Source organism: Actinomadura kijaniata (assembly GCF_014138665.1).
Lineage (GTDB): Bacteria > Actinomycetota > Actinomycetes > Streptosporangiales > Streptosporangiaceae > Spirillospora > Spirillospora kijaniata.
Genome location: NZ_JACJIA010000018.1, coordinates 16,008 through 30,460 on the forward strand (window position 1 = coordinate 16,008; position 14,453 = coordinate 30,460).

General features: G+C 75.6%; 15 protein-coding genes and 1 pseudogene. 7 read left to right on the plus strand and 9 right to left on the minus strand.

Going from position 1 to position 14,453, the window contains the following annotated elements; translation table 11 throughout:
• The first annotated feature begins 49 nt into the window (after positions 1 to 49).
• From HNR61_RS41615 to HNR61_RS50730, 4 genes and pseudogenes are all read left to right on the plus strand, one after another.
• Positions 50 to 1,090, plus strand: a complete 1,041-nt coding sequence (locus HNR61_RS41615; protein ID WP_182848657.1) for a type III polyketide synthase — start codon at positions 50 to 52, stop codon at positions 1,088 to 1,090.
• A gap of 52 nt (positions 1,091 to 1,142) precedes the next feature.
• Complete coding sequence (locus HNR61_RS41620) at positions 1,143 to 1,781, plus strand: sulfotransferase family protein (RefSeq protein WP_182848658.1); 639 nt, start codon at positions 1,143 to 1,145, stop codon at positions 1,779 to 1,781.
• 3 nt (positions 1,782 to 1,784) lie between these two features.
• Positions 1,785 to 2,537, plus strand: coding sequence for a thioesterase II family protein (locus tag HNR61_RS41625; RefSeq protein ID WP_182848659.1), 753 nt, complete (start codon positions 1,785 to 1,787; stop codon positions 2,535 to 2,537).
• Between the two features lie 93 nt (positions 2,538 to 2,630).
• A pseudogene (locus HNR61_RS50730) lies at positions 2,631 to 2,723 on the plus strand (IS982 family transposase); the annotation flags it as partial.
• 147 nt (positions 2,724 to 2,870) lie between these two features.
• Here HNR61_RS50730 and HNR61_RS41630 read toward each other — a convergent pair.
• The 3 genes from HNR61_RS41630 to HNR61_RS41640 form a co-directional block, all read right to left on the minus strand.
• Positions 2,871 to 4,190, minus strand: a complete 1,320-nt coding sequence (locus tag HNR61_RS41630; protein WP_182848660.1) for an MATE family efflux transporter — start codon at positions 4,188 to 4,190, stop codon at positions 2,871 to 2,873.
• A gap of 212 nt (positions 4,191 to 4,402) precedes the next feature.
• Positions 4,403 to 4,543, minus strand: a complete 141-nt coding sequence (locus HNR61_RS41635; RefSeq protein ID WP_182848661.1) for a hypothetical protein — start codon at positions 4,541 to 4,543, stop codon at positions 4,403 to 4,405.
• A 212-nt stretch (positions 4,544 to 4,755) separates the two neighbouring features.
• On the minus strand, positions 4,756 to 5,646 hold the full coding sequence (locus HNR61_RS41640) for a LysR family transcriptional regulator (protein WP_157419825.1): 891 nt from the start codon (positions 5,644 to 5,646) through the stop codon (positions 4,756 to 4,758).
• Positions 5,647 to 5,778: 132 nt separating this feature from the next.
• On the opposite strand from HNR61_RS41640, the gene HNR61_RS41645 reads away from it, so the two are divergent.
• A complete protein-coding gene (locus HNR61_RS41645) occupies positions 5,779 to 6,228 on the plus strand; it encodes a hypothetical protein (protein ID WP_182848662.1) in 450 nt (149 codons plus the stop codon).
• Positions 6,229 to 6,266: 38 nt separating this feature from the next.
• The gene (locus tag HNR61_RS41650; protein ID WP_182848663.1) at positions 6,267 to 6,812 is read left to right on the plus strand and encodes a nuclear transport factor 2 family protein; all 546 of its coding nucleotides are present in this window, start codon (positions 6,267 to 6,269) and stop codon (positions 6,810 to 6,812) included.
• A gap of 13 nt (positions 6,813 to 6,825) precedes the next feature.
• Here the strand turns inward: HNR61_RS41650 and HNR61_RS41655 are convergent, their stop codons facing one another.
• On the minus strand, positions 6,826 to 7,239 hold the full coding sequence (locus tag HNR61_RS41655) for an SRPBCC family protein (RefSeq protein ID WP_182848664.1): 414 nt from the start codon (positions 7,237 to 7,239) through the stop codon (positions 6,826 to 6,828).
• 153 nt (positions 7,240 to 7,392) lie between these two features.
• On the opposite strand from HNR61_RS41655, the gene HNR61_RS41660 reads away from it, so the two are divergent.
• Positions 7,393 to 7,893 carry an MSMEG_6728 family protein gene (locus HNR61_RS41660; RefSeq protein ID WP_312898348.1) on the plus strand — a complete coding sequence of 167 codons (501 nt, stop codon included), beginning with the start codon at positions 7,393 to 7,395 and terminating at the stop codon, positions 7,891 to 7,893.
• A 96-nt stretch (positions 7,894 to 7,989) separates the two neighbouring features.
• On the opposite strand, the gene HNR61_RS41665 is transcribed toward HNR61_RS41660, so the two are convergent.
• The 5 genes from HNR61_RS41665 to HNR61_RS41685 form a co-directional block, all read right to left on the minus strand.
• A complete protein-coding gene (locus HNR61_RS41665) occupies positions 7,990 to 8,700 on the minus strand; it encodes an alpha/beta fold hydrolase (protein ID WP_182848665.1) in 711 nt (236 codons plus the stop codon).
• A 34-nt stretch (positions 8,701 to 8,734) separates the two neighbouring features.
• Positions 8,735 to 9,448, minus strand: a complete 714-nt coding sequence (locus HNR61_RS41670; protein ID WP_182848666.1) for an alpha/beta fold hydrolase — start codon at positions 9,446 to 9,448, stop codon at positions 8,735 to 8,737.
• Positions 9,449 to 9,480: 32 nt separating this feature from the next.
• On the minus strand, positions 9,481 to 10,437 hold the full coding sequence (locus HNR61_RS41675) for an alpha/beta hydrolase (RefSeq protein ID WP_182848667.1): 957 nt from the start codon (positions 10,435 to 10,437) through the stop codon (positions 9,481 to 9,483).
• 108 nt (positions 10,438 to 10,545) lie between these two features.
• Entirely contained in the window at positions 10,546 to 11,538 is a 993-nt protein-coding gene (locus HNR61_RS41680; RefSeq protein ID WP_182848668.1) for an alpha/beta hydrolase, read from the minus strand.
• Between the two features lie 111 nt (positions 11,539 to 11,649).
• A complete protein-coding gene (locus tag HNR61_RS41685) occupies positions 11,650 to 14,445 on the minus strand; it encodes a helix-turn-helix transcriptional regulator (RefSeq protein ID WP_182848669.1) in 2,796 nt (931 codons plus the stop codon).
• Positions 14,446 to 14,453: the final 8 nt, after the last annotated feature.

The window sequence follows — 14,453 nt, forward strand, 5'->3', positions numbered from 1 at the left end:
GACCGAGCATGGCCTGAGCTGCGAGAGACCGCCCAGGAAGGACGTCCGCATGGCGTCGGCCAGGATCACCTCTGTCACCTTCGTGTCGCCCCCCCAGGTCAAGATGGACGAGCTCGCCATGTTCCTCCGGGGAGATGAGGGCGGCGGGGACGTCGCCGACATCGTCCGGGGCTCGGCGATCGAGACCAAGGGAATGGCGCTGAACCCGCTCGTCGAGGACCCCCGCACCTGGGGCCCGGCGCGCCGGATGGAACGCGGGCTCGCCGAGGCGCGCCTGCTCGGCCGCCAGGCGGTGGGGCAGGCGCTGGACCGCGCCGGGCTCCGCCCCGACGAGGTCGGCCTGCTGGTCACGACCACCACCACGACGCACTCGGCCCCCGGCCTGGACGCCCTCGTGCACGAGACCGGCATGCGCCCCGACACCGAGTTCCTCTCGCTCGGCCCGATGGGCTGCTACGCGGCCGTCCCGACCCTGACCGCCGGCCGGGACTGGGTGCGGGCGCACGGCCGCCCCGCGGTGCTGCTGTGCGTCGACCTGTTCTCCCCGCACCTCCAGCCGCCGCCCTACGACAAGGAACAGGCCGTCGTGCTCACCCTGTTCGGCGACGCCGCCGCGGCGGTGGTCATGCGGCCGGGGCGGGACGGCACGGCGGGCCTGGACGTCCTCGGCTCGCGGCTGCTGCGGGTCCCGCGCCACGCCGACGACCTCCAGGTCCACGTCGGCGACCGGGGCCTCGACATCCGGCTGGCGCCGACCATGCCCGACGTCACCGCCGCCGCCGTGGCCGAGCCCGTCGACGCGCTGCTGGCCGACCACGGCCTGCGCCGCGAGGACATCGTCTGGTGGGCGACCCACCCGGGCGGACGCCGCATCATCGACCGCGTCACCGAGGAGCTCGGCCTCCCGGACGAGTCGGTCGCCGCGTCGCGCGCCGTCATGCGCGAGTACGGCAACACCGCGGCCCCGGCCGTCCTCGCGGTCCTGGCGCGGCTCCAGGAGGAGCGCCCCCTCGGCCCCGGGGAGCACGGCGTCGCGATGGCCTTCGGGCCGGGCGCGACGGTGTGGGCCGTCCTGCTGCGCGGCGCCTGACCGCGCCCCGACCAGCTCTCGAAGACAACCCGTCACCTCGAAGGAGTGAGGCATGCTCGAAGTCATCGGCACCGGATTCGGCCGGACCGGAACGTTCTCCCTCAAAGCCGCGCTGGAGACGCTCGGGTTCGGACCCTGCCACCACATGCTGGGGATGCTGGAGCGCCCCGACGAGATCCCGCTGTGGAGCAAGGCGGCCCAGGGCGGACCCACCGACTGGGACGAGGTGTACCGCGGCTACCGGTCGAGCGTCGACTGGCCCGGCGCCCGGTTCTGGCGCGACCTGGTCGCCCACTACCCGCAGGCCAAGGTGATCCACACCGTCCGCGACCCGGAGGGCTGGTACGACAGCGCCCGCTCCACCATCCACCGCGCCGCGATGGACGACTCGCCCGCGGCCAGCCCCGTGCTGACCGAGATGCGAAAGATGTCCCGCGAAGTGGTGTGGGACGGCCAGTTCGGCGGGAGGTTCACCGACGCCGACCACGCCAAGCGGGTCTTCGCCGAGCACAACCGGGCGGTCCGCGCGGAGGTCGACCCCGGGCGCCTGCTGGTCTTCCAGGTCACCCAGGGCTGGGAGCCGCTGTGCCGGTTCCTCGGGGTGCCGGTGCCGGACGAGCCGTTCCCCCGCTCCAACGGGCAGGACGACTTCGAGGCGATGCTGGACGAGCACACGACTCCGGCGCGCTGACCGATGGGGACCGACACGGGCGGATGGTTCCGGCGGTTCCATCCGGCCGGGGAGGGGGCGCCCCGCCTGCTCTGCTTCCCCTACGCGGGAGGATCGGCGGGGGCCTACCACGCGCTGTCGGCCGCGCTCGGCCCGGCCGTCGAGGTGACGGTCACGCAGTACCCCGGACGGCAGGACCGCCGCCGTGAACCGGTCGTCGTCGACCTGCGCGAGCTGGCCGACCGGATCGCCGCCGAGGCCGCCGCCCTCCCCACCGCCGCGTTCTTCGGGCACAGCATGGGCGCGATCGTGGCGTTCGAGGTGGCGCGGCGGCTGGAGACGCCACCCCCGGTGCTGATCGTCTCCGGCCGCCGCGCCCCCTCGCGCAGCAGGCAGGAAGGCGCCCACCCGATGGGCGACCGCGAGCTGCTCGACGAGATGGCCCGGCTCGGCGGCACGGACGCGCGCCTGCTGGACAGCCCCGCGTTCGTCCGGATGATCCTGCCCGTGGCCCGGGGCGACTACCAGGCGATCGACACCTACCGGTACGAGCCGGGACCGCCGCTGGACTGCCCGATCGTCGTCCTGGCGGGCGACGCCGACCCGCTGACCCCGGTCGAGGACGCGATGGCCTGGCGGGAGCACGGCACGCGGGGCGGGGACGCGTTCGTGTTCCCGGGCGGGCACTTCTTCCTGGACGACCACCTGGAGCGCGTCGCGGAGATCATCCGGACCCACGTCCGGACCGGCGACCGGGTCGCCCCCAAGCGCTCCTGACAGATCCCGGCCGCAACGCCCGACGGGCGGTGGGGCGACCTCCACACGGCGGTCGCCCCACCGCCCGTCGGCGTTTCACGCCATGGCCGGTGCGTGAAGACAAACCTGGACGCCCTGGTGACCGCGCTCTACGTCCACCTGGACGACCACGTCCTGCCAACGCGGCGGCGCGGGCGGGGCCGCGGCTGATGCCGAGCACCACCGCCGAGGGTGCGGTGCGCGCCTTCAGCCTGGCCCATCTCTGGCCAGGCGTTCCCGTTCTGGCTGCGGCAACGCATCGTGGCACTCAACGCCGCCATCCGGCGCAACTGGCCCACCGGCCGGCCCGTCAAACTAGGCCCGGACCCGTTGCGCCGCAGGGCGGTCCAGCCGGCGCCGGTCCTGCCGCCGCACGAAGGCCAGCGCCCCGGCCACCGCCAGCAGGCCGCCGACGTTCATCGCGCTCATCACCGAGTACAGCGGCACCGGACCGTCGGCGCCCTGGCTCGCCCAGGCGCCGACGGCGACCGTCAGCACGACGTACAGCACCGTCGCCGACAGCGCCATCCGCACACCGCCGACCTGCTGGAGCGCCATCATCACGGCCAGGACCAGGGCGAGGGCCAGGTAGCTCGGCGCGACGATCGCGAAGTACCGGGCCGTCTCCTCCGCGATCCGCCCGTTCTCGGCCGTCACGCTCCCGATGAGACCGCGCGACAGCCACACCACCGGGGTGATCACGGCGTAGACCGCCACGGTGATCCGGAGTGCCGTGCGCAGGACCGGGGCGAGCTGCGGCCGGTCCGCGCCGAGCCGCTGGTTCATGACGATCGCCGACGCCGAGCCGAGGGTGAGGGCGGGCATGACGAGCAGGTTCTGCACCGTGGCGGCGGTGGCGAACCCGGCGATCACGGTCGGGCCGAAGGGGCTGAGCATGCGCACGAAGGCCAGGTTCATCCCGAACATCACGAGGCTGGACATGCACACCGGCAGGCCGGTCTGCGGAAGGTAGCGCAGCACCTCGCGCTGCCAGCCCCACCCGCCCAGAAGCCCGGCCCGGGACACCAGGACGATGCCGAGCGCGCCCCCGACGAGACCGTTGAGCACGGTGGCCAGCGGCAGGGCGGCGGTGCCCATGTCGGCGCCGAACCCCAGCACCGCCAGGCCCGCCACCTCCAGCACGCTGCCCACCAGCACGATCAGCGCCGCGGTTCCCGCCCGGCCCGTACCGCGCAGCGCCGCCGCGCACAGCACCGGCCCGGCCAGGGTCATGTTCGCGAACGCCATCCAGCGCAGGAACCACGCGAAGTGGTCCGCGCTCTCCGGCGGCGCGCCCAGCACCTCCGCCAGCGCCGGGGCGCCCGCGCTCAGGGCGCCCGCGAACACGAGCCCGCCCACGAGCCAGACGAGCGCCATGCTCGCGAGCGTGGGCCCGGCGTCGTGCTCGCCGCGCCCGCTCCGCAACGCCATGATCGTCTGGGTGGCGACATCGAAGATCGCTTGGAGGGCGAAGAACAGGAACGCCATCGGCATGTAGAGCGAACGGATCTGGAGGGCCTCACCGTCCATCCAGCCCAGCATCCCGATGATCAGGATGGGGACGAGGATGGCCAGGAGCCGCGCGGCCATCATCGGTACCGTCAGCCGGACGATCTGCCGCCGAAGCTCGGTCATGCAAGGAGACTCGTGGGTGCGGGGGGAGGGCCGGCAGTCTCGTCCATCCGCCCTTTCGCCCTGCGACGCGTACCGCCCCATTCGGGTAGGCGGCACCCGGACCGGCACCCGCTCGGCCGGGCCGCCGCGAGCGGGCCGGAGACGCTCGCGCCCTCCCGGAGGACCTCCGGGAGGGCGCCTTCGCGTCTGCGGCCGTTCGGGCGGCTAGAGCCCTACCACTCGCGGTTCTTCGGGGTGTCGGAGGTGATGCGGACGCTCCCGGTCTCGTCGGCGGCCGCGGGAAGGGCGGAGACGCCGACGAGCCCGCCCGCGATCACCCCGGCCGTGACCAGGGCCATGACGACACGACGCATAGTTCTCTCCTCTGCAACGCATGGCGGTCGTGCCGTCGATCATGGGCTGGAGGAGTGGCGCCGGTCTTGAACGAATATGCGCACCGGGACCCCGCGGCCCCGGTGCCACCGCCACGCGACGCGACGTCCGCCAGGCCGGGTGGTCCGGGAGACCGGACGGGGCGTGGGCGGCGCCGCCGGGATGAACGAGGACGACACCTCGTGCCCCCGGGTCAGGAACGCCCCGACAGCCGCCTGACGACGGCGGCGAAGGCGGCCACCGACGGGCTGGCGCTGGTCACCGGCCAGCACAGGGCGACGCGCAGCGGCGCGATGTCCCGGACGGGGAGCCAGGTGAGGTCGGGCCTGCCGTAGTTCAGGCTCATCGACTCGGGGCTGATGCAGATCGCCTGCCCCGAGGCCACGTGCTCCAGCATCTCCTCGACGTTGTCGTTCTCGGGGCCCCAGACCGGTTCGCGGCCGTCGGGGCGGGGGTTGACCGCCCACCAGTCGACCCACGCCCGGGGGGCCCGCCTGGTCCACACGATCGGCTCGTCGGCCAGATCCATGATCGACACGTCGGCGCGGCCGGCCAGGGGGTGCCGGGCGGCCAGGCCCGCCATGCGGCGCTCCACGGTCACGATCTCGGTGTGCAGCCCGGTGGTGTCGGCGGGCAGCCAGACGAAGGCGACGTCCACGAGCCCCTCGTGCAGCGCCGCGACCTCCCCGCCCCAGTCGAACCGCTTGGGCTCGACGGTGGAGTCGGGGTGGCGGCGCATGAACTCGGTGTAGGCGCGGGTCGCCAGCGAGCCCGCGCCGGACGCCTCGAAGCCGACCCGCAGGACGCGGGAGCCGACCGCCGCCACGGTCCGCACGGTGCGCTGCGCGGTCAGCCAGTCGGCGAGCAGGCCGCGGGCCAGGGGCAGGAACGCCTCCCCGGCCGGGGTCAGCAGGACCTCGCGGCCGGTCCGCTCGAACAGCGGGGTGCGCAGGTCCTCCTCCAGGCGGCGGATCCGGCGGCTGAGCGTGGGCTGGGACAGGAACAGCCGTTCGGCGGCGCGGGTGAAGTTCAGCTGCTCGGCCACCATCACGAAGCAGCGCAGCGCACCGGTGTCCACGTCCATGGCGCCGCCCTCCGTCCGGCGATGACCTATGCGCCAACTGTATGGCGAAAGGTCTTGGACGCATCCCCGGAAACCGCGTTTTCCTGGACAGGCCGGGCCCCGTGGAGCGGATCCGGCGGAACGGAGACGAAGATGCGATTCGGCCGGCGTATCGCCCTCGCGGCCGCGGCCCTGACGGCGGTGACGGGATGTTCGAGCGCGCCGGAGGACGGCGCCCCTCCGGCCGCGGCGCCGGCGGCCGCCCCGGCCGGCCGGGCGGAGGCCGAACGGGTCGCGCGGCGCTTCACCGACGCGGCCAACGCCGGTGACGAGCGGGCGGTGGCGGCCACCTTCGCCGCCGACGCCCGGTTCGACAGCGTCGGGCGGATCTACCCCTCGCGCGCCGAGATCATGGACCGCTTCCTGGTGCCCGAGGTGCTCCGGGCCGGCGGCCGCTACGAGATCACCGGGAGCCGGTGGGACGGCGGGCGGTACGTGCTGGACTACCGCTTCTCCACCCGCGGCGGTGCCGGCGAGACCTTCTTCTACGCGTTCCTGGTCCGCGACGGCCTGATCCGTGACGTCGTCGGACGCTACCGCTGAACCGCGCCCCTCACAGAACACTGCAAGGAGTCCTCCCCATGTCCGAGATCTCCCGTACGACCCTGCTGCGCGCCGCGGGCGTGTCGGCCGCCGGGATGGCGGCCGCCGCCGCCCTGCCCGCCAGGGAGGCGGCGGCCGCGCCGCCCGCGGCCGAGCACCCGAACGTCACCCTGATCCGCGGCTACTACGCCGCCTACGCCGCCAACGACCTGCGGGCGCTGCGCGACCGGTTCTTCGCCCCGGACATCAGGTGGACCATCCCCGGCCACCACCCGCTGGCGGGCGTCAAGCGGGGCGTGGACGAGGTCCTGGCCTTCTTCGCCGAGCTCGCCCGGGCCGGGTTCCGGGCCGAGCCGATCTTCCTGGCGGCCGACGGGCCGTGGGTCGTCGACCTGCACCGCGGCTGGAGCACGACCCCGCGGGGCCTGGACACCACCTGGGCGCTGGCCTTCCGGATCGAGCGGGGCCGCATCGCCGAGGCCGTCAACTACCCCGGCGACCAGCACGCGGCCGACGCCTACTTCTGGCGGGTGTTCCCGCTGGCGCCGCTGCCGGACCGGCTCCGCCCCCGCGGCGGGCGGTGAACCGGCGCTGCGGTCAGCGCGCCGTCCGGGCGGCCTGCTGCCCCACCAGGTCGGCGAGGCGGTCCAGCGACCGTTCCAGGAGCCGCTGGGTGGCCTCCCTGTCGCGCGTCGCGCCGCTCGCCTCGGGCTGGCCCCCGAGGAAGGACAGGTGCGCCACCACGGTGCTGGCCCCGTCGGCGCGGTCCATCACCTGGATCCAGCCGGTGTAGTCCGGGCGCCCGTGCAGCCCCCACTCCAGGCGGAGCTGGTCCGGGACCGCCCGCATCAGCACCTCGTCCCCGTCGGCCTCGCCCTCGACCAGGTCGGTCGCGATCCGCCGCACGTCGATCCCCTGGGGAAGCCACCGCTCCATCGTCCCCACGTCGGCGGCGACGCCGAACACCGTGCGGCTGTCGGCCGGCATCTCCCGTTCGGCCTCGTACTCCATGGACGCCCCCTCACGTTCAACGATCTTCCAGGTGGGGGCTACCCGTCCTGGCCCGGCTGACACCGGCGCCAGGACGGGCCGCACGGACCCCCGTCCCGTCCCGGCGGCGGGGTGCGGCTACGGTGGGTGACGAATCGACGACCATGATCGAGGGTGGGGGCGATCGTGCAGACCTTCCTGCCGTACGCGGACTTCGCCGCCACGGCGCGCGTCCTGGACTGGCGCAGGCTGGGCAAGCAGCGGGTCGAGACGCTGCAGATCCTGCGCGCCCTGACGGTGCCGGGTTACGGCTGGCGGCGCCATCCGGCGGTGCGGATGTGGGCCGGGTACGAGGAGGCCCTGGTCCGCTACGGGATGGAGGTCTGCCGGCACTGGTGCTCGCTGGGGCACCGGGACACCTGCAACGCCACCCTGACGGCCGAGCTGGCCGCGGTCCGGGGCATCGCGGAGCCCCGCGCCCAGCGGGAACTGGGCGCGGCCGGCGAGCTCCCGCCGTGGCTGGGCGACGACGCCCTGCACCTCAGCCACCGGTCGGCGCTGGTGCGCAAGGACCCCGACCACTACGGCCCGATCTTCCCGGGCGTGCCCGGCGACCTGCCGTACGTCTGGCCGCCCTCGGACCGCGACCCGGAACCCGCGACGGAACAGGGCTGACCATCGGCCGGGGCCGGGCCCGCCGGCGCGCCACCGTCCACCACTCCACGGGGCCCGGCGACGCGGTCACGTCGCGCCGGGCCCCGTGGCGGGTGGTCACGCGCCGGCGGCGGCGCCGATCACCTGGGCGACCTCGTCGGGGCGGGACAGGGCGACGGCGTGCGAGGCGCCGTCGAGCTCGACGGTGTCGGCGCCGACGCGCGCGGCCGCCGCGCGCTGCGCGCCGGGGTCGATGGCGTGGTCGGCGGCGGCCACGACGAACCGGCTCGGCAGGCGCTTCCAGGCGGGCTCGACCGCCAGGGGCTGGGCGAGGGCCGATTCGGCGACCGGGCGCTGGGAGGCGGCCATCAACGCGGCGTCCTCGGCGGGCAGGTCGGCGCAGAACACCGAGTGGAACCTCGCCGGGTCGATCGTGAACTCGGTCGCCGAGCCCTCGCCGTCGGGGTAGGCGGCGGGGACGAGCGCGGTGCCGAGCTCGGCGGGCGGGAAGCCCTCCACCGACGACAGCGCGCTCATGCCGGTGTCCAGGCCGAAGGCGGCGACGTAGACCAGGCCGGTGACGTTGGCGGCCACGGCGGCGGCGTGGGTGATGACCGGGCCGCCGTAGGAGTGGCCGACCAGCACCACGGGGCCGTCGATCTGGCTCACGAGGGAGGCGACGTACTCGCCGTCGTGGGTCAGGCCGCGCAGCGGGTTGGCCACGGCGCGCGCGTTCGTCCCCGCGGCGCGCAGGCGGGCGACCACCGGGCGCCAGCTGGAGGCGTCGGCGAAGGCGCCGTGCACGAGGACGACGGTGGGAGAGGTCATGGGTTGCTCCTGATCGGAAAGAGGGTGGTGCGGGTCAGGCGGTGGCGCGGACGGCGTCGCGGATGACCGCGGCGACCTCCTTGGGGCGCGACAGCATCACCAGGTGCGAGGCGTCGATCTCGACGGTGGTGGCGCCGGCGCGCTGGTAGCCGAAGCGTTCGACGTCGGGGTTGATGGTCTGGTCGGCGGTCGAGACCGTGCCCCAGGACGGCCTGGTCCGCCAGGCAGCCGCGGTGGCGGGCTCGGCGAACGCCGCGGCCGCCAGCGGGCGCTGGGTCACCGCGAGGACCTCGGCCAGCTCGGCGTCGACGTCGGCGGCGAAGACGGCGTGGAACCGGTCGGGGTCCACGTACACGTCGGTGCCGGTCCCGCCCGGGACGCCGGTGGGGTACTCGCGCCGCACCAGCGCCGAGGCCAGCGGCGGGTCGGGGAAGCGCCCCTGCAGCTCGCCCAGGCTCTCACCCTCCTCCAGCGCGTAGCCGGCCAGGTAGACCAGGGCGGTGACGTTGTCCTCGACGCCGGCGACGGTGATGACCGCGCCGCCGTAGGAGCGGCCGACCAGCACGACCGGGCCGTCGATCTGGCGGACGACCGAGGCGATGTAGGCGGCGTCGCCGCTCAGGCCGCGGTTGGGGACGGCCGGCGCGAGCACCGGGACGCCGTCGGCGCGCAGCTCGGGGATGAGCCGGGCGAAGCCGGAGGCGTCGGCGAAGGCCCCGTGGACGAGGACGACGGTGGGTGTGGACATGTGATGAGCTCCTGCGGTTCGCGCGGGCCGGATCAGGGGTGCAGGGCGTCGCGCAGGAACTCGCCGCCCTGCCGGGTGGCGGCCTTGGCGGCGTTGGTGTCGCGCAGCGCGTTGAGCATCACGAAGTCGTGGATGACGCCCTGGTAGCGGACGGCGGTGACCGGGACGCCGGCCTCGCGCAGCTTGGCCGCGTAGGCCTCGCCCTCGTCGCGCAGCACGTCGGCCTCGGCGACGATCACCAGCGCCGGCGGCAGCCCGGCGAGCTGCTCGGGGGTGGCGCGCAGCGGCGAGGCGGTGATCTCGGCGCGCTGCGCCTCGTCGGTGGTGTACTGGTCCCAGAACCAGCGCATGCCCTCGCGGCTGAGGAAGTAGCCGGTCGCGAACCGCTCGTAGGAGCCGGTGTCGAACGCGGCGTCGGTGACCGGGTAGTAAAGGAGCTGCGCGGCCAGGGCCGGGCCGCCGCGCCGCTTGGCCAGCAGGGTGGTGGCGGCGGTCATGTTGCCGCCGACCGAGTCGCCCGCGATCGCGATGCGGGAGGCGTCCAGGCCGTGGTCGGCGCCCTGGTCGGCGACCCACAGCAGCGCGGCGTAGATCTCCTCCAGGGCGTGGGGGTACCTGACCTCGGGGGAGAGGCTGTAGTCGACGAAGACGGTGGCGGCCCCGGCCCGCACGGTCAGCTCGCGGACCAGGCGGTCGTGGGTGTGGGCGTTGCCGAACACCCAGCCCGCGCCGTGGATGTAGAGCAGGACCGGCAGCGGCCCCTCGCCGCCCGCCGGGCGGAGGATCCGGATCCGGACGCTTCCGCCGGGGCCGCCGGGGATGGTGAGGTCCTCGACGTCGGCGTCGGGGACCGGGACGTCACCGCCCTGCACCTCGTCGACGGTCTTGCGGCCCTCGACGGGGCCCAGGTCGTACAGGTAGGGAGGGTTCTTGGTCGCCTCGGCGAAGTCGCGGGCGGCCTTTTCGAGTACGGGTTCGGTGTTCGTCATGCGTCCAGCCTCGGGGCGACGCCCCCGGGGACGCATCGGTCGGTCGACTGGTCGGCCCGGACTCAGTCGTTCCCGGTCATCGACCGGTACCGGGTCACCGGTGTCCCGCTACCGGTCGAACAGCGCGTCCGCCAGGAACGACGCGCCCTGCCGGAGGGCGATGCGCGAGGACGGGCTGGGTTGCAGCGCGGTCAGGGAGACGAAGTCGTGCACCATGCCGAGGTAGCGCACGCACGTCACCGGGACGCCCGCGAGGCTCAGGTGGCGCGCGTACTGCTCGGCCTCGTCCCGCACGACGTCGGCCTCGGCCGAGATGATCAACGCGGGCGGCAGTCCGGCCAGGTCCTCGGCGGTGGCGCGCAGCGGCGCGACGGCGGCCTCGCCGAGCTGGCGGTCGTCGTCGGTGTACTCCTGCCAGTACCAGCGCAGCGCCTCGCGGGTCAGCAGGTACCCCTCGGCGAAGCGCTCCTGGGAGCCGCTGTCGCAGCGCGGGTCGGTCATCGGGTAGTACAGCAGCTGGGCGCGCAGCCGCGGCCCGCCGCGCCGCTTGGCGAGCATGGGCAGGACGGCGGCCATGGTCGCCCCCGCGCAGTCCCCGGCGACGGCGATCCGGTCGCCCCGCAGGCCCAGCCCGCCCGCGTTGCGGGCGGCCCACTCCAGCACCGCGTAGCACTCCTCGACGGCGACGGGGTAGCGCGCCTCGGGCGTGCGGGTGTACTCGGGGACCACGAACGCCGCGCCGCTGGCCAGCACCAGCGCGCTGATGAGCCGCCAGTGGGTGTGGGCGTCGCCCAGCATCCACCGCCCGCCGTGCGCGTACACCACGGCCGGCAGCGGCCCGGCCGCTCCGGCGGGCCGGAACACCCAGAAGCCCGTCAGCCCGGACGGCCCGACCGGCGCGGCGTGGAAGGCGGCCGCCACGCGGGGGTCGTCGGGCGCGTGCCCCTGCGCCTCCAGCAGCGCCAGCCGCCCGTCCACCGGGCCGATCTGGTGCAGGTAGGGGGGCTCGGCCGAGGCGTCGAGCAGCCGCCGCACGAGGGGATCGGGGACGAACGCCGGCCGGTCACGGTCGTGCCCGCCCGGCGGGAGAGCCGGTCCCATCATCCGCACCTGGCCATCGAGTCGGGAGCATGTCGATTCGTTCGGTTCACTGTAGCCCCCCGTCGCCGCCCCTCCTCCGTCCCGGACGCCCACGTCGCGGCGGGGACCGGGTCAGCCGCGTTCCAGGATGTCGCGCAGCTGGTGGCGGCTGCTCACGCCGAGCTTCGGGAACGCCTGGTAGAGGTGGGACCCGATGGTGCGGGGGGACAGCATGAGGCGTTCGGCGATCTCCCGGTTGCCCAGCCCCTCGGCGGCCAGCCGGACGATCTGCTGCTGCTGGGCGGTCAGCGACGCCAGCGGGTCGTCGCCGGACGCGCGGGCGGACTCGCCGGACACCCCGCTGGCGCGCAGCTCGGCCGCCGCCTGCTCGGCCGGGGCCCGCGCGCCGAGCCGGGTGAAGGTCTCCAGGGCGGCGCTGAGCAGCGGCCGCGCCTCCAGCGGCCGGCGACGGCGGCGCAGCCAGCGGGCGTAGTCCAGGCGGGCCCGGGCGCGTTGCAGCGGCCACTGCTGGGCGGCGGGGTTGACGATGGCGAGCCGGAAGTGCCGCTCGGCGTCGGGGGAGTCGTCGAGCAGCGCCGTGGCGTGGTGCAGCAGCAGCGCCATGCGGGCCGTCGGTCGCGGCCCGGCCTCGGCCCGCGCCGCCTCCACCAGCGGGGCGGCCTCCTCCTGCCTGCCGGTCCGGCGCGCGACGGCGGCCAGCTCCACGATCGAGCGCATCGACAGCACGTAGTGCAGGGCGGTGCCGTCGTCGTAGAGCGCCCGCAGGTGCCGGTAGGCGTCCTCCAGGTCGCCCGCCGCCTCGGCCTGCGCGGCGGCGGCGCGCAGCAGGTGGGCGTGGGTGGCGCGGTTCTCGGCCAGGTCGACCGCCGTCCAGGCGTCGTCGCCGAGCGGCTCGTGCCGCCCGCGCAGCGCCGCCAGCGTCGCGCGCAGGGCCCGCACGTCGACCGCGACGTGCTCCAGGCGGTGCACGGCCGCGACGGCCGCGGCCTCCTCCAGCATCGCGTCGGCCTCGCCCCACCGCCCGGTGTCGATCAGCGCCGCGGCCATCGGCACCAGGCAGGTCGCCCCGCTTCCCATGGCCTCCCCGGCGCGGAGCCCCGCGAACGCCGCGCGGAACGACTCCACGCACAGGTCGGACTCGTCGGCGTACCAGGCGACCGCGCCCAGCGCCAGCAGCCGCGTCATCTCCGCCGCGCCCTCCGCCGGCTCGCGCAGCGGCGTCCGCGCGGCGGGGTCGAGCAGCGCCGGCGCGTGGGCGACGGGGTCGGCCGAGGCCAGGACCACCTTGCCGACCAGCTCGCAGGCGAGGCCGTCCATCTCCGCGAACGGCGCGGAAACGGCCGGGCCGATCCGGACCTCCGCCAGCAGCCCCGGCAGCGGCCGGCGCATCTCGGGCAGCCCGGACTGGAACGCCACCGCCGCCATCACCGACACCAGCGCCAGCGTCACGCGCCCGTCGCGCGGCGGCCGGTGCTCCAGCGCGGACGCCATCAGCCCGAACGCCTCGCGCTGGCGGGCGCCCATCGACAGCGCCAGCCCCGCCCCGCAGGCCGCCGCGCCCAGCATGTCGGGGTCCCGGCTCAGCCGGGTGACCCGCTCGTACAGCTCGCGGACCCACCGGGGGTCGCCCGCCCGGTCGGCGGCGCCGAGCGCCCGGACGTAGCGGCGGGCCCGGTCGTGGTCGGCCGGGGAGCACTCGGCCGCGCGTTCCAGCGCCCGCGCCGCGGCGAACCGGCCGCCGCGCCGCGCGGCCCGCTCGGCGACCTCCTCCAGCGCGGCGGCCACCGACTCGTCGGGCCCCAGGCAGGCCCCGGCGCGGTGCCAGGCCGCGCGTTCGGGCTCGTCCTCCAGCGCCGCCGCCAGGTCGTGGTGCGCCTGCCGGCGCGACTGCGCCGGCGCCGTCCGGTAGACGGCGGACCGCACCAGCGGGTGCCGGAACTCCACCTCGGTGGCGGTGATGACGACCAGCCCGGCCTCCTCGGCGGGCCGCCACACCCCGAGGTCCGCGCCGTGCCCGGCCGCCCGCGTGATCGTCGCCAGGTCGCCGTGGTCGTCGGCGGCCGCGTACAGCAGCGCCCGCCGCGTGGCGTCCGGCAGCTCGCGCGCCCGCGCGGCGAACGTCTCCTGGAGCCGCGACAGCCGCGCCTCCGCGACGCCCTCCAGGGGCGCCCCGGACCGGTCCGCGGCGCGGCACAGCTCGATGATCGCCAGCGGGTTGCCCCGCGCCTGCCGGAGCAGCTCCAGCCGGGCCCGGCCGACCGGCGGCCGGAGCTGGGCGTCCAGCAGCCGCGTCGCCGCGCGCTCGGTCAGCAGCCCCAGCGTCAGCACCGGCGTCTCGGCGTTCACCCGCGGGGGAGGGACGTGGCCGCGCGCGGCCAGCAGCACCGTGACGCCCGGGTCGGCCAGCCGCCGCGTCACGAACCCCAGCACGTCCGCCGAGTCGCGGTCGAAGTGCTGCACGTCGTCGACGACGAGCGCGACCGGCCGCCGCGCGGCGGTCCGGGTCACCAGCGTCAGGACGGCGATGCGCAGCAGCATCGGATCGGGCGGCCGGGGCGCGGCGACCGTCCCGAAGGCGGCCTCCAGCGGCGCGCGCAGATGCTCGGGCAGCCCGCCCAGCTCCCCCGACAGCGGCAGCAGCAGCTGGTGGAGCCCGGCGAAGGGGAACCGCGACTCGGCCTCGTTGCCCCGGGCGCGCAGGACCAGCGTCCCGGCCTGCCGCAGGCGGTGCGCGGCGGTCTCCAGCAGCGCCGTCTTACCGGCGCCCGCCTCGCCGAGCACCAGCAGGTCGCGCGGGCCCCGCCAGTCGGGGCGGCCCGGCGCCAGCACGCGGCCCAGCTCGGCGGCGCGGCCGACCAGCGGCGTGCCGCACCCGTCGTCGCGGGACTCGCGCTGCAACGAGACCATGCCCCTTT